12 protein-coding genes are annotated in these 16,450 nt (G+C 60.6%); 9 read left to right on the top strand and 3 right to left on the bottom strand.

The window, feature by feature from the left end; genetic code table 11:
* Positions 1 to 10: 10 nt before the first annotated feature.
* Together AC1MEK_RS27130 and AC1MEK_RS27125 are read left to right on the top strand one after the other, a co-directional pair.
* On the top strand, positions 11 to 979 hold the full coding sequence (locus tag AC1MEK_RS27130) for an XdhC family protein (protein WP_480399329.1): 969 nt from the start codon (positions 11 to 13) through the stop codon (positions 977 to 979).
* 219 nt (positions 980 to 1,198) lie between these two features.
* On the top strand, positions 1,199 to 2,314 hold the full coding sequence (locus tag AC1MEK_RS27125; RefSeq protein ID WP_480399328.1) for an alkene reductase: 1,116 nt from the start codon (positions 1,199 to 1,201) through the stop codon (positions 2,312 to 2,314).
* Between the two features lie 65 nt (positions 2,315 to 2,379).
* Here the strand turns inward: AC1MEK_RS27125 and AC1MEK_RS27120 are convergent, their stop codons facing one another.
* The 3 genes from AC1MEK_RS27120 to AC1MEK_RS27110 are packed head-to-tail and all read right to left on the bottom strand — an operon-like array spanning position 2,380 to position 6,091.
* On the bottom strand, positions 2,380 to 4,584 hold the full coding sequence (locus AC1MEK_RS27120; protein ID WP_480399327.1) for a xanthine dehydrogenase family protein molybdopterin-binding subunit: 2,205 nt from the start codon (positions 4,582 to 4,584) through the stop codon (positions 2,380 to 2,382).
* Positions 4,581 to 5,570: an FAD binding domain-containing protein gene (locus AC1MEK_RS27115; protein ID WP_480399326.1), complete on the bottom strand. Its 990-nt coding sequence runs from the start codon at positions 5,568 to 5,570 to the stop codon at positions 4,581 to 4,583. Before AC1MEK_RS27115 ends, AC1MEK_RS27120 begins: the two co-directional genes overlap by 4 nt.
* Positions 5,567 to 6,091, bottom strand: a complete 525-nt coding sequence (locus AC1MEK_RS27110; RefSeq protein ID WP_480399383.1) for a (2Fe-2S)-binding protein — start codon at positions 6,089 to 6,091, stop codon at positions 5,567 to 5,569. Before AC1MEK_RS27110 ends, AC1MEK_RS27115 begins: the two co-directional genes overlap by 4 nt.
* A gap of 256 nt (positions 6,092 to 6,347) precedes the next feature.
* On the opposite strand from AC1MEK_RS27110, the gene AC1MEK_RS27105 reads away from it, so the two are divergent.
* The 7 genes from AC1MEK_RS27105 to AC1MEK_RS27075 all read left to right on the top strand — a co-directional run bounded on the left by AC1MEK_RS27105 (position 6,348) and on the right by AC1MEK_RS27075 (position 16,219).
* Positions 6,348 to 7,082, top strand: coding sequence for a glutaredoxin family protein (locus AC1MEK_RS27105; RefSeq protein WP_480399325.1), 735 nt, complete (start codon positions 6,348 to 6,350; stop codon positions 7,080 to 7,082).
* A gap of 50 nt (positions 7,083 to 7,132) precedes the next feature.
* Positions 7,133 to 8,050 carry an alpha/beta hydrolase gene (locus AC1MEK_RS27100; protein ID WP_480399324.1) on the top strand — a complete coding sequence of 306 codons (918 nt, stop codon included), beginning with the start codon at positions 7,133 to 7,135 and terminating at the stop codon, positions 8,048 to 8,050.
* Between the two features lie 132 nt (positions 8,051 to 8,182).
* Positions 8,183 to 9,427 (top strand): multidrug efflux RND transporter periplasmic adaptor subunit MexE, encoded by a 1,245-nt coding sequence (gene mexE / locus AC1MEK_RS27095; protein ID WP_480399323.1) that lies wholly within the window; start codon positions 8,183 to 8,185, stop codon positions 9,425 to 9,427.
* A 12-nt stretch (positions 9,428 to 9,439) separates the two neighbouring features.
* Positions 9,440 to 12,631, top strand: a complete 3,192-nt coding sequence (locus tag AC1MEK_RS27090; RefSeq protein ID WP_480399322.1) for an efflux RND transporter permease subunit — start codon at positions 9,440 to 9,442, stop codon at positions 12,629 to 12,631.
* Complete coding sequence (locus tag AC1MEK_RS27085; RefSeq protein WP_480399321.1) at positions 12,631 to 14,028, top strand: efflux transporter outer membrane subunit; 1,398 nt, start codon at positions 12,631 to 12,633, stop codon at positions 14,026 to 14,028. The genes AC1MEK_RS27090 and AC1MEK_RS27085 overlap by 1 nt, the downstream gene beginning before the upstream one ends.
* A 377-nt stretch (positions 14,029 to 14,405) precedes the next feature.
* A complete protein-coding gene (locus tag AC1MEK_RS27080; protein ID WP_480399320.1) occupies positions 14,406 to 15,497 on the top strand; it encodes a tetratricopeptide repeat protein in 1,092 nt (363 codons plus the stop codon).
* Between the two features lie 359 nt (positions 15,498 to 15,856).
* Positions 15,857 to 16,219 carry a histone-like nucleoid-structuring protein, MvaT/MvaU family gene (locus AC1MEK_RS27075; protein ID WP_480399319.1) on the top strand — a complete coding sequence of 121 codons (363 nt, stop codon included), beginning with the start codon at positions 15,857 to 15,859 and terminating at the stop codon, positions 16,217 to 16,219.
* Positions 16,220 to 16,450: the final 231 nt, after the last annotated feature.

Raw genomic sequence — 16,450 nt, 5'->3', positions numbered from 1 at the left:
GGCAAATCTGATGCAACATGTGGACGTGATCGTGCTAGAGCACGCGTTGAGATGGGCACGGGAAGGCCGAGAGGTATGGCTATGCACGGTGCTGTCGACATTCGGGTCTGCCCCAAGATCACCAGGAGCGATGTTGATTGCCACTGAGGATTTGCAATATCAAGGCTCGTTGTCCGGTGGGTGTGTTGAGGAAGAGTTTCTCCAAGCCATAGGCGAAGGCAAATACCGAAGCCCCGCTCAATATGTCGTTTACGGCAGAGACAGTGAAGAACGTGCGAGGTTACAACTACCTTGCGGGGGTGCGCTTGAGCTGCTGGTTGAATACCGTAAACCCTGTGATACATGGATCGAGCACCTGCAAGACTTACTCGCGGCGTTGAAAGGACAGCTGCGCCTGACTCGCCAAGTGGAGTTGGAACATGGCGATTTTTCTCTGACTACGACATCGAACGGCAGCCAGACAGTGGCGCATAACGCATCGCGTGCCGTCATTTCAATAGGCCCTGCGATGCGCCTGGTTCTGGCCGGGTTGTCGCCCGTGGCGCAGATTTGCGGACAGTTCGCGAAAACATTGGGCTTTGAGGTTATTGCTTGCGACCCACGTGAAGAAATCAAGCATCTCAACATCGATGGAGTTGAGCTTCTCTGCGTACTGCCATCCATGTACATCGCTAAGGCCGGATGCCATGCAGCTACTGCCGTTGTGGCTTTGACGCACGACCCAAAGATCGACGATCTAGCCCTGCTGGAAGCAATTAATACTGACGCGTTTTATATCGGAGCCATGGGCTCCAAGCGCACCTCGTCTGCCCGCGCGGAGCGCCTCATTCGGATCGGCGGCCTCGATCACGAGCAAGTGAGCAGACTGCATATGCCTATTGGTTTGAACATTGGAAGCCGCACTCCCGCGGAGATTGCCCTGGCAGTCTTGGCGGATATTTTGCGTGTGTATCACGGACGGGCGCGCACCCAGCTATGAGCGGGTCACGCTTTCGCCCCGCTCCCTCGGTTAATGATTAGCAACGCCGAGATGGGCTGGCTCGGCATGCAATCCAGACTACCCCTAGGGCGTCACAAATACGTTGCGCTTCCTGCAAAGCAGCGTTGCCTACAGGACGGATTCAGCAGCGAACCCCAAATGTTTAGTGTGAAGGCTGATGACCACTCAGATCTTCACCCAAATCTTCGGAGTATCGCCATGAAGTTGTTCACCCCAATCAAAGTAGGCCGCCACACTCTCAAGCACCGGGTAGCGATGGCGCCCCTCACCCGCTCCCGCGCCGGTCAACCGGGAAATGTGCCCACCGAGATGAACGCAGAGTATTACCGCCAGCGGGCCGGCGCCGCTCTCATTGTCACCGAAGCATCACAGATCTCCCAACAAGCCCAAGGGTATGCATGGACGCCAGGGATCTACACGCCTGAGCAAGTTGAGGGCTGGAAGGCGGTAAGCCAAGCAGTACATCGAGAAGGGGGCATCATCTTCTTGCAGCTTTGGCATGTGGGGCGAATCTCCCACCCGAGTTTTCAGGTGAACGGAGGCCTCCCCGTAGGCCCCAGCGCTGTGCCAGTCCCCGACGGCAAGACGTTCATCGCCGACGAACATGGCAACGGGATATGGGCCCCCGTCCCTACTCCCCAAGCGCTCACCGTTGAGGGCATCCAAGCAATCATTCAGGACTACAGAGCTGCTGCGCGCAATGCCATCCTGGCAGGAATGGACGGCGTTGAGATTCACGCCGGAAATGGCTACCTGTTAGACCAGTTCATCGACTCGAACAGCAATCAACGCGACGACCTCTACGGCGGTAGCGTCGAGAACCGTGCGCGTTTTCTACTTGAAGTGACCAAGGCGGTCATTGAAGAAGTCGGAGCTGACCGGGTTTCAGTTCGACTAACACCCATGGGGCGCTTTATGGGAATGGGTGACGCAACTCCTGAGCAGACGTTCGGCTACATTGCACAACAGCTCGATACGATGAACCTCGCCTACCTGCATCTCGTAGAACCTGCCATAGTGGGAATCGTGCGCGACGAGAACTACGACCCGCGGTGGGATTCGATCATCAGGCATCTGCGCGCCCACTATGCTGGCGTCTTGATGCTCGCTGGCGGGTACGACGCAGACGCCGCAGAAAAGGCGTTAACCTGCGGGCGTGGCGACATCATCGCGTTCGGCCGAAAATTCATCGCCAACCCTGACCTGCCAGACAGACTTAGAACCGGAAAGGCCCTGAATAACGCTGACGCGAACACATTTTTCGGAGGCAGCGAAATCGGCTACACCGACTACCCTGTAGCCCCTGATCACTGACCGCGGCACTGGAATCAATCAGCTGCCAACGCCGCGATATGCGAGTTCAGGAGTCTCGATTGATACTACTGGAGCAGCCGATCCAGCGTGATCGGAAAATCTCGTACTCGCTTGCCAGTGGCGTGGTAGACAGCATTCGAAACCGCCGCTGCCACGCCAACGATGCCGATCTCACCCACGCCTTTGGAACCCAGTTCGTTGACGATGTCGTCGTGCTCCTCGACAAAAAAAGCGTCGATCTCGCCAATGTCGGCGTGAACGGGTATGTGATACTCCGCCAGGCTGTGGTTCATGAACCGTCCGAGCCTGTGGTCGGCCAGGGTATCCTCCTGCAGCGCCATGCCTAGCCCCCAAACCACGCCGCCCAGCAGCTGATTCTGGGCCGTTTTCGGGTTGATCACGCGTCCTGCGGCGACCGCGCTGACCACGCGACTGACCCGGATGGTCCCCAGGTCTTCATCTACGCGGACTTCGACAAAGACTGCCGAGTGGGTGGCAGTGGAAAATCCGCTGCGTTTTGCGCCAGGCTCGGCATCCACCTGAACCTCCAACAAGCCGCCCTCGCGGCGAGCGACGATGTCTGCAATGGAGAATCGCTGATCGCCCACGTGCACGAACCCATCACGAAAGCCGATCTGCTCCACGGGGATGTCAGCGAATTCCGGATGCTGCTGTCGCAACGCTTCCAACACCTGAGTGCGCAAGATCAGGCAGGCTTGCCTTACGGCCGAACCGACTGAAGAAACAGTGAAAGAACCACCCTGCAAGGGCGCAGTGGGTAGTGATGAATCGCCGAGCTCGAACGTGACGTCCTGCGGCATGACCCCGGCCGCATCGGCGGCGATCTGGGTCATGACCGTATAGGTGCCGGTGCCGATATCGGTGGTGGCGCTACTGACCGTCAACTTGCCGGTGCCGTCAATTCGCGCCTTGGCGCTGGCTTTCATCTGCATGGCTTCCCAGACACCACCCGCCACACCCCAACCGATCAGCTCCCGACCTTCGCGCATGCTGCGAGGGATCGGATTTCGCTGACTCCAGCCGAAGCGCTCTGCACCCTGGTCGTAGCAATCGAGCAGCGCCTTGCTCGAATAGGGCTTGCCCTCGTTGCCATTAATGTCTGCAAAGTTGATTCGACGCAGCTCCAGCGGATCAATGCTTGCCGCACACGCCAGCTCGTCCATCGCGCCCTCAAGTGCGATCACGCCGGACGCAGCGCCCGGGGCGCGCATGTCGAGCGGGGTATAGACGTCGAGCGGCACGAGCCGGTAACTGAGTGCCACGTTGTCACAGCGATAAAGCATCCCGCTCCACTCGACCAGGTGCTCAGTGAAATCTTCGAATCGCGAGGTTTGTCCGATCGCATCATGTGCAATCGCGAGCAGCCGGCCTTCTGCATCCGCACCCAGCCGCACGCGCTGTGAGGTGCGCGGCCGATAGCCGAAAGTAAACATCTGCTGGCGAGTGAGCGTGACTCGCACCGAACGCTTCAGCGCCAGCGCGGCCATGACCGCCAGGGGCAACTGATATTGGGGACGCAGCCCCGAACCGAAGGCGCCGCCAACGAACGCCGCAAGGATGCGGATCTTGTCTTTGGGCAGGTCGAAAATCTTGTGCAGGTAATCCTGGCAGTTCTGCGTCCCTTGGGTTTTCTCATGAATCTCAAGGCTTCCATCTACCTTGTAGAAGACCGTCGAGGCGTGGGGCTCCATTGGGTTGTGATGCTCCACCGGCGTGGTATAGGTCACGTCTAGCTGTGCGGCTGAATCGGCGTAGTGGCGTGCGAAATCACCTCTGGGTTTGGGCGTCTCGGCCGGGGCCTTGTGTGCTCTATCCAAGGCTGCATCGAAATCAGTCTGGTGATCCTCCTCTGCGTAGGTGATGCGCAACAGGGAGCCTGCGTGGCGGGCCATTTCCAGCGTCTGTGCGACGACCAACGCCAGGGGCTGGCCGTTATACAGGACGCGGTCGTTGTACAGCGGGCGAAAGGGCGAGCCTTCTGCCGAATCGGCGTCACTGTAGTCATCGTCATAACTGGACAACCGCGGACGGTTGCGGTGATCGAGAATCAGCAGCACGCCGGGTACCGTTTCAGCCTCGCGAGTATCGATATCGAGCACGCGACCTTTGGCGATGGTGCTGGAAACGACGCTGCCGAACAGCAGCTCTTTCTCGGGATATTCACCGGCGTATCGCGCCTGGCCCGTCACCTTCGCCACGCCATCGACTCGATCCAGCGGCTGACCAACAGCGGTATTGAATGTGTTCATCGGGCATTCCCTCCGGTGGCCGCATCGCTCAGCGCTCGTACGATTGCACGGTGTGCGAGCCTGACCTTGAATGCGTTATGGGTCAGTGGCTGCGCGTCACGCAGCAACAGCTCTGCGGCGGCGGTGAAGGTTTCCTGGCACACAGGTTTGCCTGCCAGGAAGTGCTCTACGGCCTTGTCGCGCCAGGGTTTGTGGGCCACACCGCCCAGGGCCAATCGGGCCTGGCGAATGGTATCGCCGTCCAGCTCCAGCGCTGCGGCCACCGAGACCAGTGCAAAGGCATAGGAAGCTCTGTCACGAATCTTCAGGTAACGATGATGAGTGACGAACCGAGGTGCCGGCAGCTCGATGTGCGTGACCAGCTCATCATCAGCCAATTGATTGTCCCGCTGCGGTGAGTCGCCAGGTAGACGGTGAAAGTCGGCGAACTCGATGCGCCGCTTACCCGCCTTGCCTTGCACATGGATAACGGCTTCAAGGGCTGCAAGCGCAACACACATGTCCGAAGGATGGGTGGCGACACAAGCCTCGCTGGCTCCCAGAATCGCGTGAATCCGGTTCAGGCCTGAGCGTGCGGGACAGCCGCTGCCCGGTTCGCGCTTGTTGCAGGGTGTACCGGTGTCGTAGAAGTAATAGCAGCGCGTGCGCTGGAGCAAATTACCGCCGGTACTGGCCATATTCCTGAGCTGTGGCGACGCGCCTGCCAGAATGGCCTGAGACAAGAGTGGGTAATGCTGCTCGATCAACGGATGCCAGGCCAGATCTGCATTGCTGACCAGCGCACCAATGCGCAAGCCTCCATCAGAAAGCCGTTCGACCTCGTTGAGATCCAGGCCAGTAATGTCGATCAGTCCTGCCGGGCGCACCACATTCTCTTTCATGAGGTCGACCAGATTGGTGCCACCGGCGATAAATCGGGTCGTGGCGCTCGCGAGCCTGATCGCTTCGTTGACGTCCCGAGGTCGCGAGTAGTTGAAGGGCATCATGATTGCGCCCCTCCTTGCCCCACGTCGCCACCGCTTGGAAGCAGCCCCTGTTCGATCGCAGCGATGATGTTGGTGTAGGCCCCGCAGCGGCAGAGGTTGCCGCTCATCAGTTCCTTGATCTCTTCCCGAGTGCTGGCACGCCCTTCCCGCGCCAGGCCTACGGCGGAGCAAATCTGCCCTGGGGTGCAATAACCGCATTGAAAGGCATCGTGCCTGATGAACGCTTGCTGCATCGGGTGCAGTTCGTCCCCCGTGGCAAGGCCTTCGATCGTGGTCAGATCCGCCCTGTCGCACATCACCGCCAGCGTCAGGCAGGCGTTGATCCGCTTGCCATCGCGTAGCACCGTGCAGGCTCCGCATTGTCCGTGGTCACAGCCTTTCTTCGTGCCGGCCAGGTCGAGGCTATCCCTGAGCAGATCGAGCAATATCACCCAGGGCGCCACATCTAACGTCCTGGCAACACCGTTCAGGGTGATGGAAATGGAATGCCGCTCAATGACGCTGGCTGGACTCGGGCTCATGGTGACCTCACGGTAGGTAGGCAATTCGCGCAGTGTGCTGCGTCTTGCGGTTACGACCGGGAGGCTGTGTTGAACGTTCAGCCTTTTTAGACAGGCGAGGACACCTGTGCTCATCGAAACGAGGGCACTGCCTGAATTCAAATCACCGTCCATCCGAACATTGCCCACTTTTTCAAACCAACGCCCTGCTGCGGACCTCCACACCTCATGCCCGGGATGACTTGTGCAGGCCTGTATTCCCCGAAAGGAGGCGCCCATGCCTGAAAAAAGCGCAGTGCTGTATCGCATGGTCAAGCAGGACCATGTATGCCCGTTTGGACTCAAGACACGCTATCTGCTACGCAAAGCTGGCTACGAGGTTCACGATCATTGGCTGACGAACCGCGCAGAAGTGGATGAGTTTCTGCAACGCGAAGAGGTCGACACCACGCCTCAGGTCTGGATCAACGGCAAACGGCTAGGCGGCTACGACAATGTTCGGCGTCTGCTGGGCATGACTGACGCCCGCAGCAGCCCTTATCGTCAGGTACTGGTGGTATTCGTGGTCGCACTGCTATTGGCATCGGCGGCAGGTTTGGCTGCATTCGGAACGGTTCTGAACCCGCAGGTGATCCAGTGGTTCGTCTCCATCGCCGTGACCATCCTTGCATTGCTCAAACTGCAGGATGTCGAATCCTTCACCAACCGGTTCGTCAGCTATGACCTGTTGGCCCAGCGTTGGATACCGTATGCCTATCTTTACCCTTACGCAGAGGCGCTGGTGGGGCTGTTAATGGTGGCGGGCATTCTGGTTGGAGTGTCTATTCCGTTGGCGATATTTCTGGGGGGAGTGGGCATTGTGTCGGTATTCAAGGCGGTTTATCTGGAAAAGCGTCAACTGACCTGTGCGTGCGTCGGCGGTGCAAGCCAAGTGCCGCTGGGTGCTCTCTCGATGGCGGAAAACCTGGCCATGTTCGGCATGGGCATATGGCAATTGATCAACTACGGATGATTCGAATTTTTCAGGTAAAGCTCCAAACAGCCCGTCTCGGAGAGCGAGCCATGATCGGGATAGCCTTGCGCGTGTTGGTTGTGGGTGGGCTGTTGGGTCTTTTGCTGGGCTGTTCACCTCTAAAGTTTTTGAACCTGCTCACCCCCGGAGACACTTTCAACAAGGCATCTGACCTGAAGTACGGTGACGATCCGCGGAACCGGCTGGATGTTTACACACCAGTCAATCTCGCAGCCGAGGCGCCCGTGGTGGTATTCTTTTATGGCGGGAGCTGGAACAGCGGTTCACGCACTGACTACAGCTTTGTCGGCGAGGCGCTGGCGGCACGAGGTATCGTCGCGGTGCTGGCCGATTACCGGCTTTATCCGCAGGTACACTACCAGGGCTTTCTGGAAGACAGCGCGCGGGCGGTGGGCTGGACTCGCCAACACATCCGCCAATACGGCGGCAATCCAGCGCGGCTGTATGTGATGGGCCACAGCGCAGGCGGCTACAACGCAGCCATGGTTGCCCTGGACCCCAAATGGCTGGCCGCCGTGGACATGAAGCCCTCGATGCTCAGCGGCTGGATTGGCCTGGCCGGACCTTATGACTTTCTGCCCATCGAGAATCCTGAGGTAAAATCGGTGTTTTTCTTTCCGAACTCGCCACCGGACTCCCAACCGATCAATCACGTCAGCGCCACCTCGCCGCCTGCACTTTTGATAGCCGCAAAGGACGACATGCTGGTCAATCCCGAGCGCAATACTGGAGGCATGGCACGGCGTTTGCGGGAGCAAGGTGTGCCCGTGCGCGAGCTGTACTTCTGCAAACCGGGCCATGGGACATTGGTTGCCGCATTCTCCCGCCCTATGCGAGGGCTGGCGCCGGTGCTGGATGAAGTCGTGGCGTTCATTTATGGTCAGGATCGCGCATCGGAAAGTCCTGAGACGACCACCTGGGTCTTTGCCAGAAATCGCCAGTCGTGATCGCCCGCCCCAGAGCCCCCGCAAAGGTAAATATCATTCCCACTGATATTTACCTTCGTCGCATTCGATTCGTGCAATAAAACCCCCGAGAACAGAATCCGCCAATCTCAATAAACATCGGCGGATTTTCCCATGGTTCAGTCACTTACTCCTTTGCGCTACCCCCTTGCCGCGCTGGCACTGGTGGTGCTCAGTGCTTGCGGGAAAGGCCCGGAATCGGCAGCACAGGCGCCCGCAGCGGCCAAGGTCAATGTGGCCAAGGTGCTCGAGCAGCCGGTCAACGAATGGGATGAAGTTACCGCACGTCTTGAAGCCCCGGAAACCGTTCAGGTGCGTCCACGGGTTTCCGGCCAGATCGACTCGGTGGCCTTCACCGATGGCGAGCTGGTGAAGAAAGGCGATCTGTTGTTCCAGATCGACCCGCGTCCGTTCGAAGCCGAAGTGCATCGTCTTGAAGCCCAGCTGCAACAGGCCAAGGCGGCGTCGGTGCGCAGCAACAACGAAGCCCAGCGTGGCGAGCGTCTGCGTACCAACAACGCGATCTCGGCGGAGCTGGCGGACTCGCGGACCACCACCGCACAGGAATCCAAGGCCGCCGTGGCTGCCATTCAGGCCCAGCTGGACCTGGCGAAACTGAACCTGAGCTTCACCCGAGTCACCGCACCGATCACCGGCCGCGTCAGCCGCGCGGAAATCACCGCCGGCAACATCGTCACCGCCGATCAGTCGATCCTCACCAGCGTCGTCTCCACCGACAAGGTGTACGCCTACTTCGACGCCGACGAGCGCGTGTTCCTCAAGTACAACCAGTTGGCTCGCGACGGCAAACGTGGCGCGACTACCCCGGTGTACATGGGCCTGTCCAACGAGGCTGAAAACCCGCACCTGGGCCAGATGAACTTCGTCGACAACCAGGTCAACCCGCGCACCGGCACCATCCGTGGCCGCGCCGTGTTCGACAACAGCAAGGGCGAATACACCCCGGGCCTGTACGCACGCCTGAAACTGGTCGGCAGCGCCACCTACTCGGCGATGCTGATCAAGGACGAAGCCGTGGGCACCGACCTTGGCAAGAAGTTCGTGCTTGTCGTCGACAAGGACAACAAGGCGGTCTATCGCAACGTTGACCTGGGGCCGAAACTCGAAGGCCTGCGCATCGTGCGCAGCGGCTTGCAGAAGGATGACCGCATCGTGGTCAACGGCCTGCAGCGTGTGCGCCCGGGCTCGCCGATCGACCCGCAGGACACCCAGATGGCCAGCCCCGAGACGCTCGCCGCCCTGCAGCAACAACGCCAAGCACTTGAAGCCAGCAACCAGCCTGCCGCCCAGAAGAAAGTGGACGCCAAGGTTGCCGCTGCCGCTTCGCCACGCGGTTAAGGGACAGACTCGATGAATTTCTCCAAATTCTTTATTACCCGGCCGATCTTCGCAGCGGTGCTCTCGCTGCTGATCCTGATCGCCGGTGCCATTTCGCTGTTCCAGCTACCGATCAGCGAATACCCGGAAGTCGTGCCGCCGACCGTGGTCGTGCGCGCCAACTTCCCCGGCGCCAACCCCAAGGTGATCGGCGAAACCGTGGCCGCGCCACTGGAGCAGGCCATCACCGGTGTGGAGAACATGCTGTACATGTCCTCCCAGGCCACCGCCGACGGCAAACTGACCCTGACCATCACCTTCGCCCTGGGTACCAACCTGGACACCGCGCAGGTACAGGTGCAGAACCGCGTGACGCGGACCGAACCCAAGCTGCCAGAAGAGGTGACGCGCATCGGTATCACCGTGGACAAGGCCTCCCCCGACCTGACCATGGTGGTCCACCTGACCTCGCCGGATCAGCGTTACGACATGTTGTACCTGTCCAACTACGCGGTGCTGAACATCAAGGATGAGCTGGCTCGTCTGAACGGTGTCGGCGACGTGCAGCTGTTCGGTATGGGCGACTACTCGCTGCGCGTCTGGCTGGACCCGAACAAGACTGCTTCGCGCAACATTACCGCCACCGACGTGGTGACCGCGATCCGCGAGCAGAACCGTCAGGTTGCGGCCGGTCAACTGGGTGCACCGCCCTCGCCGAGCGCCACCAGCTTCCAGATGTCGATCAACACCCAGGGCCGTCTGGTCTCTGAGGAAGAGTTCGAAAACATCATCGTGCGCACTGGCGAGAACGGCGAGATCACGCGCGTCAGGGACATCGCCCGGGTCGAGCTGGGCTCCAGCCAGTACGCCCTGCGCTCGCTGCTGAACAACCAGCCGGCGGTCGCGATCCCGATCTTCCAGCGCCCGGGCTCCAACGCCATCGACATTTCCAACGAAGTGCGCGATGAGATGGAACTGCTCAAGAAGAACTTCCCCGAAGGCATGGACTACAGCATCGTCTATGACCCGACCATCTTCGTGCGCGGCTCCATCGAGGCGGTGATCCACACCCTGTTCGAAGCACTGATCCTGGTGGTGCTGGTGGTGATCCTGTTCCTGCAGACCTGGCGCGCCTCGATCATCCCGCTGGCCGCTGTGCCGGTGTCGTTGATCGGTACATTCGCGGTCATGCACCTGTTCGGCTTCTCGCTCAACGCCCTGTCGCTGTTCGGTCTGGTACTGGCCATCGGTATCGTGGTGGACGACGCCATCGTGGTGGTGGAAAACGTCGAGCGGAACATCGAACTCGGCCATCAGCCGATGGAAGCCACGCAGATCGCCATGCGCGAAGTGACCGGCCCGATCATCGCGACCGCACTGGTGCTGTGTGCGGTGTTCGTACCGGCGGCTTTCATCTCCGGCCTCACCGGGCAGTTCTATAAACAGTTTGCGCTGACCATCGCCATCTCGACGGTGATCTCGGCCTTCAACTCGCTGACCCTGTCGCCTGCCCTGGCTGCGGTGTTGCTCAAGGGCCACGACACGCCGAAGGACGGTTTCTCGCGCTTCCTCGACAAGCTTTTGGGCGGCTGGCTGTTCCGTCCGTTCAACCGCTTTTTCGTCAAGGCCAGTAACAGATACGTCGGCACGGTCGGCCGGGTAATCCGTATCAGCGGCGTCGCGCTAGTGGTCTATGCCGGTCTGATCGTCCTGACTTGGCTGGGTTTCTCGACCACGCCGACCGGCTTCGTGCCGCAGCAGGACAAACAGTACCTGGTCGCCTTCGCGCAACTGCCGGACGCCGCCAGCCTCGACCGCACCGAAGCGGTGATCAAGGAGATGTCCGACATCGCCCTGAAGCAGCCAGGCGTGGCCAACTCGGTGGCCTTCCCGGGCCTGTCGATCAACGGTTTCACCAACAGCCCCAACTCCGGCATCGTGTTCACCCCGCTCAAGCCGTTCGACGAGCGCAAGGACCCGAGCGAGTCGGCCGGTGCGATCGCCGCTGCCTTGAACCAGAAGTTTGCCGGTATTCAGGACGCCTACATCGCGATCTTCCCACCGCCGCCGGTACAGGGCCTGGGCACCATCGGCGGGTTCCGCCTGCAGATCGAGGACCGTGGCAACCTGGGTTACGACGAGCTGTATAAAGAGACGATGAACGTCATCGCCAAGAGCCGCAGCGTGCCGCAACTGGCTGCCCTGTTCACCAGCTACACCGTGAACGTGCCGCAAGTGGACGCCGCCATCGACCGCGAAAAGGCCAAGACCCACGGCGTGGCCATCAGCGATATCTTCGACACCCTGCAGGTGTACCTGGGTTCGCTGTATGCCAACGACTTCAACCGTTTCGGCCGTACCTATCAGGTCAACGTCCAGGCTGAGCAGCAGTTCCGTCAGGACGCCGAGCAGATCGGCCAGCTGAAAGTGCGCAACAACCTGGGCGAGATGATTCCGCTGGCGACGCTGATCAAGGTCAGCGACACCTCAGGGCCGGACCGCGTGATGCACTACAACGGCTTCATCACCGCCGAGATCAACGGTGCCGCAGGCCCCGGCTACAGCTCGGGCCAGGCCCAGGCGGCGATGGAAAAACTGCTCAAGGAAGAACTGCCCAACGGCATGACCTACGAGTGGACCGACCTGACCTACCAACAGATCCTGTCGGGCAACACCGCGCTGCTGGTCTTCCCGCTCTGCGTACTGCTGGCCTTCCTGGTACTGGCGGCACTGTATGAAAGCTGGAGCCTGCCGCTGGCGGTGATCCTGATCGTACCGATGACCCTGCTGTCGGCCATCGCCGGTGTGATCATTGCCGGTAGCGACAACAACATCTTCACCCAGATCGGCCTGATCGTACTGGTGGGCCTGGCGTGCAAGAACGCGATCCTCATCGTCGAGTTCGCCAAGGACGAACAGGACAAGGGCAAGACCCCGCTGGAAGCCGTACTGGAAGCCTGCCGCCTGCGTCTGCGTCCGATCCTGATGACCTCGGTGGCGTTCATCATGGGCGTGGTGCCTCTGGTGCTGTCCAGCGGTGCCGGTGCCGAGATGCGTCATGCCATGGGCGTGGCGGTGTTCTCCGGGATGCTGGGGGTGACCTTCTTCGGTCTGTTGCTGACGCCGGTGTTCTACGTCCTGATCCGTAATTACGTGGAACGCAAGGAGGCCCGCAAGGCCGCCAAGGCAGCACGCGTTCAGTCCATCGCTCCGGAGGCTCATTGATGAAGGCTGTAAAACTCTTCCTGCCGAGCCTGTTGGTCCTGGCGCTGGCGGCCTGTGCCGTCGGCCCGGACTACAAGAAGCCGGACACCGCAGCGGCCAACATCCCGGCCGCAGCGCAGGGCAACTATGACCGCAGCCACATCGAAAGCATCTGGTGGCAACAGTTCGAAGACCCGACCCTGAACAAACTGGTCGCCCAGTCGCTGCAGGGCAACCGTGAACTGCGCGTGGCGTTCGCCCGCCTGAAAGCCGCTCGCGCCATCCGCGACGACATCAGCAACGACGCCATGCCAGTGGTCACCAGCCGTGCCAGCAGCCAGATCGGTCGCGCCCAGGTGCCGGGTGAAACCGAGCACCGGGTCAATCAGGAGCGCTACGATCTGGGCCTGGACATGGCCTGGGAGATCGACCTCTTTGGCCGCATCCAGCGCGAGCTGGAAGCCAGCGAAGCCGATCAGCAGGTCGCCGAAGCCAACCTGTATCAGCTGCAGGTGACCATGATCGCCGAGCTGGTCGACGCTTACGGCCAGCTGCGCGGCGCGCAACTGCGTGAGGACATCGCCCGGGCCAACCTGAAGAACCAGCAGGAATCCCGTGGCGTCACCGTGCAGCTGCGTGACGAAGGCGTGGGCAACGAGATCGACGTGGTGCGCGCCGATGCGCGTCTGGCGGCGGTCGAGGCGACCATCCCGCAACTGCAGGCCGAACAGACCCGCGAACGCAATCGTATCGCTACCCTGCTGGGCGAACGCCCGGAGGCGATGGCTGTGCTGCTGGCGCCGGCCAAACTGCCGGCGATCTCCAAGGCACTGCCGATCGGTGATCCGACCAAACTGCTGGAAAACCGCCCCGACGTGCGCAGCGCCGAGCGGCAACTGGCGGCACAGACCGCGCGGATTGGCGTGCAGACCGCCGACCTGTTCCCACGGGTCAGCCTCAGCGGCTTTCTGGGCTTCACCGCCAGCCGCGGCTCGCAGATCGGTTCCAGCGCCGCACAAGCCTGGGGCCTTGGCCCGAGCATCACCTGGGCGGCGTTCGACCTGGGCAGCGTGAAAGCGCGGATCCGTGGCGCCAACGCCGATGCCGAAGGCGCACTGGCCAACTACGAGCAGCACGTGCTGCTGGCGCTGGAAGAAACCGACAACGCTTTCAGCGACTACGACAAGCGTCAGCAGCGTCTGGTCTCGCTGGTGCGTCAGAGCGAATCCAGCCGCAAGGCCGCGGACCTGGCCAACATCCAGTACCGCGAAGGCACGGCGGACTTCCTCGTCCTGCTCGACGCCGAACGCGAGCGTCTGGCGGCCGAAGACAGCCAGGCCCAGGCGGAGATCGAGCTGTACCGCGGCATCGTCGCGATCTACAAGGCCCTGGGTGGCGGCTGGCAGCCGAACGCCTGATCCACGCGTCAACTGCGCAGCGCTCGACCAGCGCTGCGCTCAAGCCCCGGACTCACAAGGTTCGGGGCTTTTTATTGCGTGCAAGGCAAACCTTGATAACGCTGTCGCTGGCAAGCCGGACTGCTACGGTTCACACCATTTACGAGTTGCCTCGTACCCGTAGCAGCCGAGCTTGCTCGCGGGACGATTTCAAGGTCGGCGGCGATCTTGAGATTGTCCCGCCGGCAAGCCGTGCTGCTACGGGGGTAAAGCGTTCGCGGAATTGACGGTATACCTCGCCCTTGTAGGAGCCGTTTACCGCTTTGCCACACGATTGCCGTTTGACACCTGGCCATCGCTCCCCGAAGCTTCCCCTTCATGCAGAAACGGAAATCGGTATGTCCAAAGCTTCGCCGCAACTCGCCCCCTTGAAGGTCCGCCGTCGCAGGCAAGCTGCAATCGCCCTGTTTGTCTTGCTGCTGCTCGCTGGCGCCGGCTGGCTGGTGCGCGGCTGGTACGCGCCCCCTGCCCCAGTGGTGGTTAATCACAGCTATGCCGAGGCGCTGGAGCAGGCCCACAACGGCAAGCCAGGCGCGGCGCGGGTGCTGTATCAGCAACTGAGCCGCACCGATCTGTCGGACATCCGCCGCGCCGGCCTGCTGGCCGAACTGAGCAACTACCCCAGCGCTCAGGCACTGAAGATCCTCGACGGCGACCTCAAGCGGCCCGTGCCACTGGTGCAGCAAGCCGCCATCGACGCCGTGGCCAACATGGTGCCCAACGCCCAGCGCAGCATGCTGATCGGCCCGCTGCTGGAAGATGCCGACCAGAACGTGCGCTTCAGTGCAGTTCGCGCCTTGACCGGCCTGAACCCGGATGATCTGGGCTTGTATTTCAGCAACTTCCAGGAAGCCGCCGAGCAGTATCAGAACACCCTGGCCTCCCAGCCGCCCAGCGGCCAGAGCCAGATCCAACTGGCCAGGGTGCTGGCAAGCCAGGGCGATACCCATAAAGCCCTCGACGCGCTGGACCTTGCACTGAAACTCGAACCCAACAACATCGAAGCCGGGGTCGCCCGGGTGCAATTGCTCGATCGCCAGGGGCAGATGGAGCAATCACGCCAGCAACTGGCACTCTTGCTCGACAAACGCCCGCAGTCCTCCTTCCTGCAGCACGAACTGGGCATGTGGCTGCTGCGCCATCAACAGAATGAGTACGCCCTGCTGGCATTGGCCAAGGCGGTGGAGCTGGAGGCCGACAACACGCAGTATCGCTACGACCTGGCCGTGGCGCTGCATGACCTGCAACAACTCGAACCGGCCCAGCGCCAGCTGGAAGACATTCTGCAACGGCAACCGGCCAATCGCCGCGCCAGGACCCTGCTGATCGACTACTGGAAAGAGAACGGCCAGTTGCAGAAAGTGCAGGTGCTGCTGGCTGAGCTCGAGCAGCTCAATCCGGACGATCCCGCGCTGCAACAGGGCCTGTAATCTCTTACCAGCGCCTGTGGCAACAGTGATCTTTTCCGCAAATTGCCTAGTTTGGGAAATGACTTACAAGGTTTTTTCCCTGAGACGGTGTTTTCTGTCAGACCTGTTAATTTCACATAGATGTTTCATCTAACAATTGCCCCCTGGCTATTTTACAACTCGCAAAAAAAGTGCATTATTTACCCGTCGCGCATCACAACTACCCCATCGCTGATGTTGAGCTGACCGCTTGACGTTATTTTTTTGATGTATGACGTTCAAGGCACGGGGTAGCCATAAAACGAGCGCAGGGCACATGTAGCGTGTCCATGTTGCTTGCGTTGGGCTGACAACAGCCACTAATTGCCGGAGTACTATTTTTGTCCAGACTTGCCGAGTTTCGCGCAGCAGAACGAGCCCTTCAGGAACAGCTGGCCCAGCTGGAAAGCCTGAAAAACGATGCCGGACTGAAAAAGGAGATCGAATTCGAACAGAAGCTCCAGGACCTGATGAGCAGCTACGACAAGAGCCTGCGTGACGTCATCGCCATCCTCGATCCCAACCCTTCGGCCGCGACCGCCGCGCCAGCCGGCCCGAAACGCCGCCGCGCCCGCGTCGTCAAGGTCTATCAGAACCCGCACACCGGTGAGCTGATCGAGACCAAGGGCGGCAACCATCGTGGCCTGAAGGCCTGGAAAGAGCAGTACGGCGCGCAGACCGTCGACTCCTGGCTGCGCGGCTGATTATCGCCCGCAACGCCCGGATGTTCTAAAAAGCCCCGCTCGTCGGGGCTTTTTTTATAAGCGCTTAGTAAGTAGTCAACATTGCCGGATCGGGCCATTCAACTTCATACAAAGGCCTCTCGGCGACATCCTCCTTTCGACTAGTTGCCTGGCAGAGATTCATGCATTCGAAAGCAGTAATGAGTGGGTGTTATTGCTGACACTGATAGTGGCGACAAAAGAACGTCACCC

It is taken from the genome of Pseudomonas sp. 2 (assembly GCF_056627435.1).
The sequence above is the reverse complement of the archived record's forward strand: the minus strand, read 5'-3'. Positions and strand labels throughout refer to the sequence as shown.